The sequence below is a fragment of the Nostoc sp. FACHB-133 genome, assembly GCF_014698055.1.
In the GTDB taxonomy this organism is placed as follows: domain Bacteria; phylum Cyanobacteriota; class Cyanobacteriia; order Cyanobacteriales; family Nostocaceae; genus Nostoc.
The window spans coordinates 1-15,662 of record NZ_JACJSH010000068.1 but is presented as its reverse complement, the minus strand read 5'-3'; the positions used below and the strand labels follow the sequence as shown (position 1 = coordinate 15,662).

13 protein-coding genes are annotated in these 15,662 nt (G+C 39.8%); 10 read left to right on the top strand and 3 right to left on the bottom strand.

Annotated features, from left to right (window positions below):
* Positions 1 to 192 precede the first annotated feature (192 nt).
* Positions 193 to 1,824 (top strand): DUF655 domain-containing protein, encoded by a 1,632-nt coding sequence (locus tag H6G86_RS32225; protein ID WP_190937733.1) that lies wholly within the window; start codon positions 193 to 195, stop codon positions 1,822 to 1,824.
* 154 nt (positions 1,825 to 1,978) lie between these two features.
* On the opposite strand, the gene H6G86_RS32220 is transcribed toward H6G86_RS32225, so the two are convergent.
* A complete protein-coding gene (locus tag H6G86_RS32220; protein ID WP_190937732.1) occupies positions 1,979 to 3,064 on the bottom strand; it encodes a glycosyltransferase family 4 protein in 1,086 nt (361 codons plus the stop codon).
* 695 nt (positions 3,065 to 3,759) lie between these two features.
* On the opposite strand from H6G86_RS32220, the gene H6G86_RS32215 reads away from it, so the two are divergent.
* The 4 genes from H6G86_RS32215 to H6G86_RS32200 all read left to right on the top strand — a co-directional run bounded on the left by H6G86_RS32215 (position 3,760) and on the right by H6G86_RS32200 (position 8,385).
* A complete protein-coding gene (locus H6G86_RS32215; protein ID WP_190937731.1) occupies positions 3,760 to 4,563 on the top strand; it encodes an ABC transporter permease in 804 nt (267 codons plus the stop codon).
* A gap of 320 nt (positions 4,564 to 4,883) precedes the next feature.
* Positions 4,884 to 6,722, top strand: coding sequence for a bifunctional serine/threonine-protein kinase/formylglycine-generating enzyme family protein (locus H6G86_RS32210; RefSeq protein WP_190937730.1), 1,839 nt, complete (start codon positions 4,884 to 4,886; stop codon positions 6,720 to 6,722).
* 23 nt (positions 6,723 to 6,745) lie between these two features.
* The gene (locus tag H6G86_RS32205; protein WP_190937729.1) at positions 6,746 to 7,207 is read left to right on the top strand and encodes a hypothetical protein; all 462 of its coding nucleotides are present in this window, start codon (positions 6,746 to 6,748) and stop codon (positions 7,205 to 7,207) included.
* Between the two features lie 503 nt (positions 7,208 to 7,710).
* The gene (locus H6G86_RS32200) at positions 7,711 to 8,385 is read left to right on the top strand and encodes a hypothetical protein (RefSeq protein WP_190937728.1); all 675 of its coding nucleotides are present in this window, start codon (positions 7,711 to 7,713) and stop codon (positions 8,383 to 8,385) included.
* On the opposite strand, the gene H6G86_RS32195 is transcribed toward H6G86_RS32200, so the two are convergent.
* Positions 8,372 to 9,913, bottom strand: coding sequence for a phytoene desaturase family protein (locus H6G86_RS32195; protein ID WP_190937727.1), 1,542 nt, complete (start codon positions 9,911 to 9,913; stop codon positions 8,372 to 8,374). The two genes, H6G86_RS32200 and H6G86_RS32195, sit on opposite strands and share 14 nt — an antisense overlap.
* Positions 9,914 to 10,145: 232 nt before the next feature.
* Here H6G86_RS32195 and H6G86_RS32190 point away from each other — a divergent pair, with 232 nt between their 5' ends.
* The 3 genes from H6G86_RS32190 to H6G86_RS32180 all read left to right on the top strand — a co-directional run bounded on the left by H6G86_RS32190 (position 10,146) and on the right by H6G86_RS32180 (position 13,654).
* Complete coding sequence (locus tag H6G86_RS32190; protein ID WP_012409195.1) at positions 10,146 to 10,994, top strand: prohibitin family protein; 849 nt, start codon at positions 10,146 to 10,148, stop codon at positions 10,992 to 10,994.
* A 240-nt stretch (positions 10,995 to 11,234) separates the two neighbouring features.
* Positions 11,235 to 11,651: a DUF1824 family protein gene (locus H6G86_RS32185; RefSeq protein ID WP_190937726.1), complete on the top strand. Its 417-nt coding sequence runs from the start codon at positions 11,235 to 11,237 to the stop codon at positions 11,649 to 11,651.
* 71 nt (positions 11,652 to 11,722) lie between these two features.
* On the top strand, positions 11,723 to 13,654 hold the full coding sequence (locus tag H6G86_RS32180) for an ABC-F family ATP-binding cassette domain-containing protein (RefSeq protein WP_190937725.1): 1,932 nt from the start codon (positions 11,723 to 11,725) through the stop codon (positions 13,652 to 13,654).
* Between the two features lie 180 nt (positions 13,655 to 13,834).
* On the opposite strand, the gene H6G86_RS32175 is transcribed toward H6G86_RS32180, so the two are convergent.
* The gene (locus tag H6G86_RS32175; protein ID WP_190937724.1) at positions 13,835 to 14,494 is read right to left on the bottom strand and encodes a phytochelatin synthase family protein; all 660 of its coding nucleotides are present in this window, start codon (positions 14,492 to 14,494) and stop codon (positions 13,835 to 13,837) included.
* Positions 14,495 to 14,645: 151 nt separating this feature from the next.
* On the opposite strand from H6G86_RS32175, the gene H6G86_RS32170 reads away from it, so the two are divergent.
* Both H6G86_RS32170 and H6G86_RS32165 read left to right on the top strand, forming a co-directional pair.
* Complete coding sequence (locus H6G86_RS32170) at positions 14,646 to 14,957, top strand: hypothetical protein (protein ID WP_190937723.1); 312 nt, start codon at positions 14,646 to 14,648, stop codon at positions 14,955 to 14,957.
* A 146-nt stretch (positions 14,958 to 15,103) separates the two neighbouring features.
* Positions 15,104 to 15,499 carry a hypothetical protein gene (locus H6G86_RS32165; protein WP_190937722.1) on the top strand — a complete coding sequence of 132 codons (396 nt, stop codon included), beginning with the start codon at positions 15,104 to 15,106 and terminating at the stop codon, positions 15,497 to 15,499.
* Positions 15,500 to 15,662: the final 163 nt, after the last annotated feature.

Sequence of the window (15,662 nt, the reverse complement as noted above, 5' to 3'; positions counted from 1 at the left end):
GAGAACACACTTTGGTAATAGGCTGGCGATCTTTTCAGAATGTGGATAAATCCTGAAAAAAATCTTTGTAATTCTGCATCTAGGAGTGGATTTTTCCCTTTGTTTAGAAAGTTATTTTTTTACTTAATTCAGAACACAAAATTTTGGGAATGATAAATCTGTCCACTCCCAATCCACTTTTAACAGATTACAGTGCAACTTATCTCTAGACAAAGATATTTTTCATATATCTTTTTACTAATATTCTCCCTCGCTGGTTGTCAACGAGTCCAGTCTTATAATCAGCGTCCAGCACCTTTACCACAAGACCCTTTAGTTCAAGTCTACTTTAACCATTCTGAGTCTTCAGAATACAAAGAATCTTACCGTCAGCAAACTCGCTTCGGAGATGATTTAGAAAAAGAAATTGTCAATGCTATTATGCACGCTAAATCTACGATCGATGTGGCGGTGCAAGAATTACGTTTACCCAAAGTTGCCCAAGCACTGGTTGATAGACAAAAAGCTGGGGTAAAAGTCAGGATAATTTTAGAAAATATCTACAGCAGACCTTGGAGTAGTTTAACATCTGCTGAAGTAAGTAAGTTAGATAAAAGGGAACAAGAACGCTACAACGAATTTCGCAAATTTATCGATATTAACCAAGATAATCAACTCAGCCCAGCAGAAATCAATCAAAGAGATGCTTTGATAATTTTGCAGAATGCTAAAATTCCCTGGATAGACGATCAAGCAGATGGTTCAGCAGGTAGCAGCTTGATGCACCATAAATTTGTGATTGTAGATAATCGCATTGTAATTATCACTTCAGCGAATTTTACGTTAAGTGATACATCTGGTGATTTTACAAATTCCAATACTTTAGGCAATGCCAATAACTTATTGCAGATTGACAGCCCAGAATTAGCATCTTTATTTACAGAAGAGTTTAATATTATGTGGGGAGATGGGCCAGAAGGTAAGCCAGATAGTCGATTTGGCTTACAAAAACCGATGCGATCGCCTCAAAAAATTACATTAAATCAAACCACAATTACTGTACAATTTTCGCCAAATTCTCCAACTCAATCTTGGAGTAACAGTAGTAATGGCTTAATTGGTAAAACTTTAGATTCAGCAACTAAGTCTGTTGACATGGCCTTATTTGTCTTTTCCGATCAGCGACTTGCCAATATCTTAGAAAATCGCCATCAACAAAACGTACAAATTCGCGCTTTAATTGAACCACAATTTGCATATCGTCCCTACAGTGAAGCCTTAGATATGATGGGAGTTGCTCTTAGTAATAAATGTAAATATGAAGTTGATAACCATCCTTGGCAAAATCCTATTACTACTGTAGGTGTACCTGTCTTACCCAAAGGCGATTTATTGCATCACAAATTTGGTGTAATAGATAGCCAAACAGTAATTACGGGTTCTCATAATTGGTCAGATGCTGCCAATAATGGTAATGATGAGACACTTGTAGTAATTGAAAATCCCATAGTTGCGGCTCACTATGTGCGAGAATTTGCTCGTCTTTATGCCAAAGTTAAACCCGGCTTACCACCAGCAATTCAAGAAAAAGTTAAATTAGAACAAACACGCTGTCCCCAGATAAAAAGTTCTTCATCAAGTGAACTACAAGCAATTAAACAAATAAATATTAACACTGCAAGTTTGGCAGAATTAGAAACTCTCCCTGGCGCGGGTAGTAAGTTAGCACAACAGATAATTCTTAGCCGTCAACAGCAAAAGTTTACATCTTTACAAGACTTAGAAAGAGTTCCAGGGGTTAAGGCGAAGACATTGGAAAAATGGCGCGATCGCGTGATTTGGTAGCAGTCTTTGTTTAAAAAATAAGATCCCCCTAAATCCCCCTTATAAAGGGGGACTTTGACTCCGATTCCCCCCTTAAAAAGGAGGGTTAGGGGGGATCAATGAGTATCTAAAATCACAGCTAACTTCTTTTCAAACAACCTCTTAAGCACACAAATTAAATGCGATCGCTACTTAAACTAATCAAACTGCGTGAATGCCCATTCCGAGAAAATCGTTCTGCTATTATTTTTTGATAAACCGCTTCATAGCCATCAGTCATTTGCTCAACGCTGAAAAGGTCTTCGACATATTGACGACAAGTATAGCGGTCTAACTCTATTACCCGATCCACAGCACTGATGCACTCTTGAAGATTATTGCAGAGGAAACCCGTCTTACCGTCGGAAATTACCTCTTGAGTAGACCCCAAGTTCATCGCAATCACTGGCGTACCCGAAGCCATTGACTCAACCATCACTAATCCAAAGGGTTCCCGCCAAGTAATGGGGAATAGAGTTGCAAATGCGCCTCCCATGAGGGCATTTTTTTGAGCATGATTAGCTTCACCCAAATACTGAATTTGCTCTCCGTCGATGTGGGGTTTGATTTCCTTCTCAAAGTATTCCACATCAACGACATCTACCTTACCTGCCATTTTCAAACACCAACCGGCAAGTTTTGCAATTTCTATTGCTAAATGCGCTCCCTTTTCAGGAGATATTCGACCCAAAAACGCTAAGTAAGGCGGATCTTCTGGTTGAGCGTGAAAATTATAACTGCTGACATCAATACCGTTGTAGACCGTTGCTATACAGTTCAACCCTAACCTTGGTTCTCGTTGTGCATCGGAAATACTGACGTAAGGTTGTTTTTTACCAAAACTAAACATCTTTTCGTTGTCAGGGGTAAAAATACCGTGCAACGTATGAACTGTAGGGGTTTTGACGAGATTTGCGTAAGCCAGTGCCCCATGCCCGATATGGGAGTGAATAATATCAAATTCTTCTGCGCGTTCATACACTGAAGCGAGATTCAGCATTTCATAAACGCTGTAATCTTTGATAGTGCGATCGAGTCTGAGGGCACGGGGATGGACTGACACAAGCTTTGCCAGACTGATAGAATCTCCCGATGCAAATAGAGTTACTTCGTGTCCGCGTCGGACTAATTCATCGGTCAGTAACCCCACTACTAACTCTATACCTCCATAAGCTGGAGGTGGAACTCTTTCCCATAATGGAGCTACTTGAGCAATTCTCATCACAAACCTCCTAAAAAATAAAACTAGAATTAGAAGTTTTTTATTTCTGTTGTCGTAGTGCTTGTAATTGATTCACTTGGCATCAGAAAGTAACTTCAGATACTAAACTTATTAACAATTTCCTTCAAATCTTATGCTGTTTCTTCTATATTCCTTGTCTATCCTAGTACGGAAATTACCCACTCCTAAAGAGGTAAATACATTCCTAAATATTAATTTTTGGTTGTTTGGTGTAATTTTGAATATAGATTTTTTGATAAATAATAACTTTATAAAATTGCCAAAACTCACTTTAAATAGTCATATTAGGCGATAAATATCCAATTTAGGTTATCAACTATCGAATTTACAAATATTAATTAAATAATAAAACGTGTAGGTACTCTTTGGACGGCTTTCCGTACTCTAAAAGATAAACTCTAGCCGTCCAAAAGACAGATTTTGGTAAATTAGGTATTTTGAAATCAAAAACAGCAATTTTGTTAGAAGTTCTATCCAAGTTTTTCAAGGTAACAATCATTTCTGTTCCTATTAACCTTATTTAAAGGCAATAGGAAGTCACGAGAATTTAATTTTTCTACCTCCATGAGTTAGATTTCTAGTAGTCCAAAGGGAGAAAACAGAGTTAAGTTGTTGACTTATTACATTAAATATGATATTTTATATTGCTATCAATAAAAATTATATATATAAACGTGAATATCTCTCCATCTCTCAAAAAACCGCGTGTCTCATGGCAGGCGGTTTTCTCACTAGTAATATTTGTGTTCATGTACCTGCCTATACTGGTACTTAGCTTTTATAGCTTCAATCAGTCGCCCTATAGCGCAACTTGGCAAGGATTCACTCTCGATTGGTATCGCAAGTTGTTCAGCGACGATCGCATCTTATCAGCTTTGCAAAACAGTATGATAGTTGCTGGTTGTGCAGTTGGGGTTTCAGCCGTGCTGGGAACCTTGATGGCGGTTGGGTTAGCGCGTTACGAATTTCCTGGCAAGAAATTGTATCGGGGTGTTGCTTACTTACCATTAATTATTCCCGATATTGCGATCGCAGTGGCAACCCTAGTTTGTTTAGCCGCCTTTGCCATACCCCTAAGTTTGTGGACGATAGTTGCAGCCCATATCGTGTTTTGTCTAGCTTATGTCGGACTTGTAGTTGCTTCACGACTTACCAATTTAGATCCCCACTTAGAAGAAGCAGCACTAGATTTAGGTGCTACACCAATCCAAGCTTTCATCCAAGTATTGTTACCTCAACTGATGCCTGGTATTTTGGCTGGTTGTCTTTTGGCCTTTGTCCTCAGCCTAGATGACTTTCTCATTTCTAGTTTTACTGCTGGTAGCGGTTCTAACACCCTACCAATGGAAATTTTTAGTCGGATTAGAACAGGAGTCAAGCCTGATATTAACGCTTTGAGTGTCATGTTGATTTCAGTATCTGCGATGGTTGCATTTATAGCTGAATTAATTCGCGCTTCTGGAGAAAATAAAAGCTAAAAATAAAACTTGTAATTAATAATCAAAATTATGGATAACTTGGTTCTCCATGAACTTTTTTGGATGGAAAAAAAAGCTATATTAAAAGAGACGTTGCAATGTAAACTCTTCTACATTATTCATACTTATGTATTTGTATTTACCAATAGTTAAAAACGTCCCAACATAAATAAATATATAAAATTTATTCATCTTCTTGTTCTCGTGTTAAAAGAAGTTTAAGCACATGAATAAACTTCCGTGTTCGCTTCTCTACATAACTGTTTTCAATTAGATAATATTGGGGCTAACTTTGGAGAAAATGCTATTTCCCCCTCATTATGCAAATCTGCCAAAATCCCAATTGCTCAAATCCATTCAACTCTGCTAGCAATAGATTTTGCGTGAGTTGCGGACAAAGCAACTTTGGCAAACTTCTAAGAAGCCGTTACCGCGTATTAAGACTTTTAGGTGAAGGTGGATTTAGTAGAACCTATGCTACAGAGGATGTAGACAGACTAAATGCGCCTTGCGTTATCAAGCAATTTTTCCCCCAATTTCAGGGAACCGGACAACGCACCAAAGCAGCAGAATTTTTTAAAGAAGAGGCTTTTAGGTTGTATGAACTAGGAGAAAATCATACCCAAATTCCTAGATTACTAGCTTATTTTGAGCAAGGTGCTAGTTTGTATCTTGTCCAAGAATTCATTCAAGGAAAAACTCTCTTACAAGAAGTTCAGCAACAAATCTATGGTGAAAAACAGATTTGGGAACTTTTAGCTGACTTATTGCCAGTTCTGGAATTTATTCATACCCATAACGTCATTCATCGGGATATCAAACCAGAAAATATTATCCGCCGTGCAAGCGATCAAAAACCCGTATTAATTGATTTTGGCGGTGCTAAACAGTTAACACAAACCAGTTTAGGAAGACAAGCGACAGTAATTTATACCCTTGGTTATGCCCCAACCGAACAAATGGCTGGATTTGCTTGTCACGGTAGTGATTTGTATGCTTTGGGTGTAACTTGTGTGCGTCTTTTAACTCGATGTTTACCTTTGCAGGATGCTTCTGGACAGGTTAATGACCCTATTTATGATGCCATGAATGCTAAATGGTTGTGGCGCGAAAAATTACAAGAAAAAGGTATTACTATTAGCGACGACTTAGGAAGAATTTTAGAGAAATTATTAAAACATCTACCCAGTGAAAGATATCAAACAGCAGTAGAAGTTATCAATGATTTGAAATTTGCAACATCGAATATTGAACCTGTTGCCCTGAAAATCGTTTCGATGTCTCAACCTATATTACCGCCGCTACCACAAAAAAGAATAGTACCATTACCTCCCTTAGAAACTTTTGAATTTGACGTAGTGACAGTAGACACAGGTGGTAGAGAAGTAAACCGCATGAGTGGTAATGCCAACTTCTTTGCGGAAGAATTGGGTAAATCTGTCACCTTAGAAATGGTATCGATTCCTGGCGGTACTTACATGATGGGTTCACCGGAGTTTGAAGGAGATGCTGATGAACGTCCTCGGCATAAAGTTACCGTCGAACCATTTTTTATGGGAAAATTTCCCGTAACTCAAGCACAGTGGAGAGTAGTAGCAGCTTTACCCAAAATCAAACAAGCTTTAAATCCCAATCCATCAAAATTTAAAGGTTTAGATAGACCAGTAGAAAATGTATCTTGGTATGAGGCTGTAGAATTCTGTCTCAGACTATCAGAAAAAACTGGACGCGACTATCGTTTACCCAGTGAGGCTGAATGGGAATACGCTTGTCGGGCTGGAACTACAACATCCTTCCACTTTGGCGAAACCATTACCTCTGAGTTAGTCAGTTGCACTATCGAACCAACAAGCAAATTCCGTAAAGAAACAACTAACGTCGGTAGTTTTGAAGTCGCCAACGCTTTTGGATTGTATGATATGCACGGGCTAGTTTGGGAATGGTGCGCTGACTCGTGGCACAACAATTACAGCGATGCACCTTCAGATGGTACAGCCTGGGAAGTTGGCGGTGATATTAATCGCCGAGTGCTACGTGGTGGTTCTTGGAGTTTCAATGCCGAACTGTGTCGCAGCGCCAGTCGTAGCTGGAATGAGTCAGACGGTGGGCTAAGAGTTTGTGGCTTTAGAGTAGTATTTTCTGTAGAAGAGATTATTTAGCAATTTAATTTAGAGTATAAATTATGAAAGAGAAAATTGAGAGAGGAGACATAGTACTTGTTAATAAAATTGGAAAATATCACAACCAAGTGGGTGAAGTTAGTGGCATTGATTACAATATTTTCTTCGTCAAAATAGTAGTAGTGAAGTTAGGCAATCAAGAAGAAACATTTGAGGAGAAAGATTTACAATTACAAACTAAAAAACCGAGTATTGAAGAAGTCGTCGCATCGATAGACAAAATTTTAGAACAAGTTGGGCAGATTACTAACTTGCCGACCAAAGAACAAGTAGAGTTACCCAATCGTTTGAAATATCTCAAATTAGATATTCCTAAACTAGAGAAGCAGTTAATTCAGAAAAATTTCGGCAGTATAGCTCAAATATTCGCAGCAATAACAGAAGAACATTCATCAGCAAGCTTTTGGCAGGAAATAGATTCTAATTTGGAGAAAATAAGCTGGTGGATTAGAACAAGTTTGTGAACGAACTTGAGATCCACCCTATGCCTTAAAAAGGGGAAACCCGGATCAAAGTACCCCAATTTATCGGGGGATTTAGGAGGATTAAAACTTTTGATACCAACAATAAGACTTTTTAAACATTCTCTTAACCTAATCTTATCAAGAATTACAGGAAAAATTTATCTTTGACCACATCATTATTACTAGATTTAAGGCTAAATAATTGAGGTTAGGTATGATTAAACGTAACTATATTTTTATATTATTTTATCTATAATGCCTTGCTTCTTATATCTTATACTTCATTTTAAGAAGTGAAATTTATTTCTACCCATGTATTTTACTTTGTATTTATAACTGTATGATTGAAATTTTGATATTAACTTGACATTTCCCTCATCCAATCTTTAAAAAAGTATTTTTTTACCTCTTAAGAGTAACTATTTAGTGGAAATATATAAGTTTTTAAATTAACAGATAAAAAAATTAGATAAAATAAACTACAAAGATCATCAAGGATATATATGCGTTTTTCTCAGTTTGCAGGGATTGTTGGTTGTACTACCGCAGCTTTTATATCAATTGCACCAATGCAGGTAGAAGCTGCAACTTTTAAAGTGATATCAGGAGTTACTAGCATTGATCGCGATCATGAGGATATTCTCAAAAGAATCGGGCTAAACTTGACAGGTAGCAATAATACAGTTGCACCAATTCCCAGCAATTATTTAGTTGGCTTCAACATCGACTCAGCTACTAACTTTACATTTAGCGACGACGACAGTTTTACTCCGCTCTCAGGTACAATCGAGCATACTGGCACTGTTACCTTCAATAATCAAATTACTGTTGGTGAGTTTTCAATTGGTTTTGCTCCAGAACGTATTGTTAATGATGCTAGCGGATTTTTTTTAAGAGACACATTTTCTTTAAATACAATTTTGTTTGATTTGAGTATTTCAGAACCTGTGGTATTTGATGGTCAAAATTTAACCATCCCTGATGTCAAATTGCTGGTTTCTCCAGAGTTTGCCAAGATATTAGGGAACTCTGACTTGACAGGTTTATTTGCTGGAACTGCACGAATTGATGCTCAAGTTGCTGCCGTACCCGAACCTGATAGTGTGCTAGCAGTTTTGGCAGCAGGTGCGGCTCTCTTGGCAACTAGATTTTATACTCGAAAAATTAAATGTATTTGATATCTTGAAGCATTGCTAAATGCTTATTAACTGGTGCAAGGGTATTGGCAGCAATCAGCCCACTAGCGGCGACTGCTGGTAAACCAATGCCGGGAAATGTTGAGTCGCCACAGCACATCAATCCTGGTAGGGGTGTGCTGGGGCCAGGAAACATACCAGTTCCAGCCTGAATTGCCGGGCCATAAGAACCTTGGTGACGGCGGAGATAACGCTCATGAGTTAGAGGTGTACCAACAAGGGTGACTTCGCAGCGAGAGCGAATGTCTGGAATTATCCGCTGTAGCGCTTGCCACATTACTTCTGCACGCGATCGCTTTTGTTCGGCATATTCCTGACTCCTTCTATCCATTCCTTGCCAGATAGAGTATGGCTCATTACCAGGTGTATAGACATGAATCACGTGTTTACCTGCTGGCGCTAAAGATGGATCGAGAACTGAAGGGATAGAGATAACCACCACATTTTGAGGTGCTGTTACGCCCAATTCCCAGTTATTAACTACGATGTAATGACACCGCAAATTTGACTGTAATCCTTGAGCATCAATGCCTAAATGCAGGTGCATAAAGCTATCACACTCAGGGGTAGCTTGTCGTTTGCTGCGGTACTGTTTAGGTATTGCCTTTTCTGGTAGTAACTTCAGCGTGTCCCAAACCGAGGCATTAGAAATCACTGCCCGTTTTGCGCGAATTTCGGAGCGATCGCGCAGACGTACACCCACCGCACGATTACCTTCTACAAGCACTTCTTCCACATGAGCGCCTAGCATCAGCTTCCCACCGTGACGCTCTAATCCTTGTACAAGGCTGTCAACTAAAGCACCACTACCACCGATGGGATATTCAAGAACTGCATCTGGGCGATACCAGTCCGCAAACATAAATGCTACCTCTGCGCCGCTAGTACCATCGGCGGGCAATCCAGAAAGGAGAAAGCACAGCAAATTCAGCCAGTTTCGGGTAAAGGAGTCTTTAACAACCCCATCCATAATCCGGTTGAAGGGGCCTGTCAGCTTAATTATATTCGCCACATTTTTTGTCATAGATGGGAGAAATGGACCCACAGTTCTAGCTGCACCAAAATCAAAGCGTAATGCGGCTGGTGGTATAGAAGTTGCAGCCTTAGCAAATGGTTCCATAACGCGCTGGAGTTCTCGCCATTCAGCAACAGCATCATCACCACAGAATTTCATCAGCACTTCACAAAATTGCTCTGCACCAACCGCCGTGTCAAAATCACCTTCTGGTAGACAACAACCCCAAGTATCGTAGGTGACGCATGGCAATTCAGAACCAATTGCATCTAACACTTGTCGCAAAGGGTTAGCAGAGGGGCTGTAAGATAGTCCAGAATAGAGAGACGGGCCAGAGTCGAACTTGAAACCATTACGCTCAAAACCATGAGCAGCGCCCCCAGCAATGGAGTGGCTTTCGCAGACTATCACATCAAAGCCATAGCGTGCCAAAAGAGCAGCACAACTCAAACCGCCAATACCGCTACCAATAACAACTATATCTGTGTTTTGCATATCCCTGATGTTTGCAACAATAAACTAAAACAGTTGTGGAAACTTGGATAATATCATTCGCTCCCCATCCAGAAACCGCTCTAATTGGTTAATATCATCACTAAGGATGGACAATGGGGAATGGGGAACGGGGAATAGGGAATTGGGAATGGGGAGAATAAAAATAATTATGCCCAATGATAAATGACAAATGACCAATGACAAATGACAAATTCATATTGGAGAGAGGAATTTGAAAAATCAGCAATTTGGAAATTGGCAAACCACAGTTTTAGGAATTGTGTTAGCAACACTAGTGATTTTGGGGCTAAATTCCTTTATCATTATTAACCCAGGGGAAGCAGGAGTCATCAGCATCTTGGGTAAAGCTAGAGATGGCGCTTTATTAGAAGGGATTCACGTGAAACCGCCTTTTATCTCAGTGATAGATGTGTATGATTTAACTGTTCAAAAATTTGAAGTGCCAGCCGAGAGTTCTACAAAAGATTTGCAGAATTTATCTGCGAGATTTGCGATCAACTTTCGTCTCGATCCTATCAAGGTAGTGGAAGTTAGAAGAAAACAAGGAACCTTAGCAAATATAGTATCAAAAATCATTGCACCTCAGACACAAGAAGCATTTAAAATTGCAGCAGCTAGAAGAACAGTAGAAGAAGCAATTACTAAAAGAAGTGAATTAAAAGAAGACTTCGATCAAGCGTTAGGCGATCGCTTAGACAAATATGGGATAATTGTGTTAGATACTAGCGTAGTTGATTTAGCATTCTCACCAGAATTTGCCAGAGCAGTGGAAGAAAAACAAATTGCTGAACAACGGGCGCAAAGAGCCGTTTACGTAGCACGGGAAGCAGAACAAGAAGCACAAGCGGATGTGAATCGCGCCAAAGGTAGAGCAGAAGCTCAAAGGCTTTTAGCAGAGACACTCAAAGCCCAAGGAGGACAGTTAGTTTTACAAAAAGAAGCAATTGAAGCTTGGAAGAGTGGCGGCGCTCAAATGCCCAAAGTCCTCGTTATGGGTGGCGACTCAAAAAGCGGTGTACCCTTCATATTCAACCTGGGGAATGTCCCAAATCAACCGTAAGGAGTTGGCATTAGATAACAAGCTCTCTATTATGGAATTTGCTCTGTTTTTCAGACAAATTCTCCAATACTTGGACGATTTGCAATCTAAAATCGTTCGATTGAGCGTTCGCGCAGCGTCTCGGAGAGAAGCCGTTCGCGTAGCGTTCCGCAGGAAAGTCTAAAATCCAAAATAGTATAAGTTGGGCTAGTCCCAACTCAAACACAACAGAAAAACCAACAAGCTCATCAATCAAAGTTTATGTCAACCCCAAATCCTCACAATCTCACCGCCGAAGAAGCGAAAAAATTACTGAATAAATTTAACTGTCTAGACATCGCGCCTATTCTCAAGCCATCAGAAAAAGTAGTAATTCGTGATGCCCTAATTTTGGTAACTAAACTTGCTGATTATCAAATTTTAGGAATTTGTGCCGATACAGCAGAAGAAGGAATACTGGCTATGAAGACCTATTCTTTGGCTTTGGGTTATGAACCACCAAACAATTTGCTGACACCTGAAGGGCCAGTTTATATCAAATTAAACGGTAAAAATGGCTTGTGCTATCTTGATTCTTATGCTGGACATCATCGTGGAGTATTAGTATCTTGTCAGTCTTACCACGAAGACGGAATCAACGAAATGTATGGACATCTACCTTTGGATTTATTTGTATAGAATTCGGCGAATGTAGGTAGGGTATGTACTTTACCTACTAACTAACGATCAATGAAAAATTACTAGATTTTATGAGTATTATTACACTCCAGTCGGTTAAAAAAGATTTTGGCATCAAAGAAGTTTTAAAAGATGCCAGCTTTAGCCTTGATGCTACCGATAAGGTTGGCTTAATTGGTACTAATGGTTCAGGGAAATCAACCCTATTAAAAATGATTGCTGGGTTAGAATCCATTGATAGCGGTCAAATTATAATTAACTCCGGTTCTAAAATCATCTACTTACCCCAGCAGCCCGATTTAGATGAAAATCACACAGTTTTAGAGCAAGTTTTTGCTGACAGTGGTGAACATACAGCTTTGGTGCGTGAGTATGAAGAACTATCAGATAAATTAGCTCACTATCCAGATGATACCCAACTGATGTCTCGTCTTTCTGCGGTGATGCAAAAGATGGATACAAATGATGCTTGGGAATTAGAAACTAATGCTAAAATCATCCTCACCAAATTAGGAATTTCTGACTTCGATGCCAAGATAGGCACTTTATCTGGAGGCTATCGCAAGCGCATTGCTCTAGCATCAGCATTGTTAGCAGAACCCGATGTTTTGCTTATGGATGAGCCAACAAACCATTTGGATGCTCTTTCTGTAGAATGGTTACAAAGTTATTTAAATCGCTATCGCGGCGCACTTTTTCTGATTACCCACGATCGCTATTTTCTAGATCGTGTCACCAATCGGATCGTGGAAATTGACCGAGGCGACATTTACACCTATACAGGTAACTATTCATATTACCTCGAAAAGAAAGCTTTAGCTGAAGAATCTGCCATAAGTAGTCAACGGAAACATCAAGGCTTATTGCGACGCGAGTTAGAATGGCTCAAAAAAGGGCCAAAAGCTAGAAGTACTAAGCAAAAAGCTAGAATTGACCGCGCTCATGCTCTGCGGGATACTGAATTTAAAGAAGTTCAGGGTAAAGTTGATATTTCTACAGTTGGTCGTCGCATTGGCAAAAAAGTTATTGAATTAAAGAACGTTTCTAAGGCATACAATGGACGCACCTTAATTAATAATTTCACCTACGAATTTAGTCCAGAAGATCGCATCGGGATTATCGGCGCTAACGGTGCTGGTAAATCCACTTTAATGGATATTATTACTGGTCAGATTCAGCCAGATTCAGGTGTTGCAGAAATTGGGACTACAATTCACATCGGTTATTTTGACCAGCATTCTGAAGAATTGCTCACAGCTTTAAACGAAAATCAGCGCGTGATTGACTACATCAAAGAAGAAGGTGAATTTATCAAAATTACCGATGGAACTCAAATTACCGCTTCACAAATGTTAGAGCGGTTTTTGTTTCCTGGTAATCAACAGTATGCCCCAATTAATAAACTTTCTGGTGGTGAAAAACGCCGTTTATTTCTGTTGCGGGTTTTGATGAGTGCGCCCAATGTCTTGATTTTAGATGAACCGACAAACGATTTAGATGTTCAGACGTTGGCAGTATTAGAAGATTATTTAGAAGATTTTGTCGGGTGTGTAATTGTAGTTTCTCACGATCGCTACTTTCTCGATCGCACCATCGACACAGTATTTTCCTTTGAGGAAGGCGGTAATCTCCGGCAATATCCAGGTAATTATTCGATTTATCTAGACTATAAGAAGGCTGAAGAAGCACAGCAACAAGCTGCGAACACTAAGGAGAAGCCTAAAAATGTCGAAGTTCAAAATAATGGTGCGGCTTCACCCAAGGATGTAGAGAATACAAAGCGGCGGAGATTATCCAATTGGGAGAAAAAAGAATTTGAGCAGTTGGAAGGTAAAATTGCCGAGTTAGAGGCTGAGAAAGAAGAAACCGAGAAAACCCTAGCGAATGTGTCACCGGGTAATTATAGCCAAGTGCAGAAATTGTATGATCATGTGGAAAAGCTCAAGCACGCGATCGATGTGGCGACTGAACGCTGGTTAGAATTGGCTGAGATGGAGTCTTGATTTCTTAACATGACGTGAATTAAGAGAAGAGACGCGATGAATCGCCGTCTCTACAAAAGACTAATTGTAGAGACGGCGATTTATCGCGTCTTTGTGATGATTTATTCTGAAGCGGTTTCACAAAAAATCAAATTCGATCTTTTAGAAGTTTTAAAAATGATTGGCTGTGATTCTAAGCACTTATTCAGAATGGAGAGCGTTCAAGGCGATTTCTGATGGATGAACCACTCCGTTAGCTGCTAGATTGGCTTTCTCCAGCCTGCGAAGCACGATCATGCCACGAGAGCGATTCGATGAGGAATCTTTATCTACGCAAGCGGCATATATACGTTGAATTGGGCATTTCCAAAACCGGGTATACCGTTTAGGATTTGTATCTGCAATGGTTATTTCTTGAGTTTTCGGGTCATAGTCTGCCAATAAGGAGAAGTGACCACCTTCTAAACTGGGATTTTCATGGGCAATACGGGTATTGAAGTTAAGAATGTGGACATCAGTTTCATCACAAACGGCAGCTTCAACTTCACGGGTGAATGCTTCGAGCGTCATACTCGGTTTATCAAAATGCTCTACCCGAATGGACACAGGTATTCCTTTTTTTTCAAGATAAGTTCGACAAGTATCGTAGGTTTCTGCTAACGTCATGCCATCATCTAAAACCGATGCGATCGGCAGTTGGGTAGCATAAAAAATCTCATCAACAGTCGTCAGATATCCCAATGCGGTAAAGGCATAGGCAATTGCAGTGACATTACAACAGTAGATGGGTTGTTGAAACTGATGTAGTTGAATGATTTCCAAATCTCGTTTAGAAATTTGAGCTAAATTATCAAGATCCATTTTTCTGCCTTTTTTTATATATATCGATTAACTCAGGATTTACAGCTTTTTTGAAAACCGTGCTTGATATTATCTAGCACTCGCCATTAAAGACGCAAGGACAGTTAAGACAGTTAAGCAAATTTTTGAGGCATCCATTAGACGCTTTGCTTTGCATGTACGTACTCTCCAACAAACTGAAGCGGTGTTCCTTGTGCTGGGAGCGGTGTTCCTTGTGCTGAGAGCGGTGTTCCTTGTGCTGGGAGCGGTGTTCTTTGTGCTGGGAGCGGTGTTCTTTGTGCTGGGAGCGGTGTTCCTCGTGTTGGGAGTGGTCTTCCTCGTGCCGGGAGCGGTGTTCCTCGTGTTGGGAGCGGTGTTCCTCGTGCTGGGAGCAGTGTTCCTCGTATTGGGAGTGGTCTTCCTCGTGCCGGGAAAGGTGTTCCTCGTGCCGGGAAAGGTGTTCCTCGTGTTGGGAGTGGTTTAAATTTTACCTTTTGATATTAATTAGATACCGAAAAATTACTGATATAACCTGAAAATTTTATAAGCAAAAACTGCGAGTTCTGCTGAACCGAAACGTAGTTTAATTAAGCCAAGCTAGCTTTAGCAGCATCTTAAAGGAGTAATTTTATGTCTCGTCAAAAACGTACATCCCGCATTTTAGAAAAAGCTCAATTAAGATCCGCCGGACTAAAATCGATTGTTCCAAGCATCAAATTTGACGAAAATTATAATCTGGAAAAATTGATTGAGTCAATTGAGCAGTTACGCAATAAACTTGATGTTTATAATACAGCTCTGTCTGTGGTTGACTCTTCTAAAACTGAAATTGAAGAGATGGAAAAAAACTTGAGTCAGCTTTCTGAGAAGATGCTGATGGTGGTTGCAATCAAGTACGGCAAAGACAGCCGCGAATATGAGATGGCGGGCGGTGTTCGAAATAGCGATCGCATTCGCAAAATCAGATCAAGCCGCTTGAAAAATGTTGCAGAGCAAGCATCAGATGAGAATGCTCAAACTGCATAGAGGGGCTTAAATCTGTTATTTGACAAATTGGACGTTAGCACGCTAACAAAATCAGCACATAATAAGTAGGACAGGGTGAAAAAACCAAATTGTGTAAAGATAAGTAAATACACATAATGTATCTACCACGGTAACAGGTATATGGGCAGCCGTTTAAGGGTAT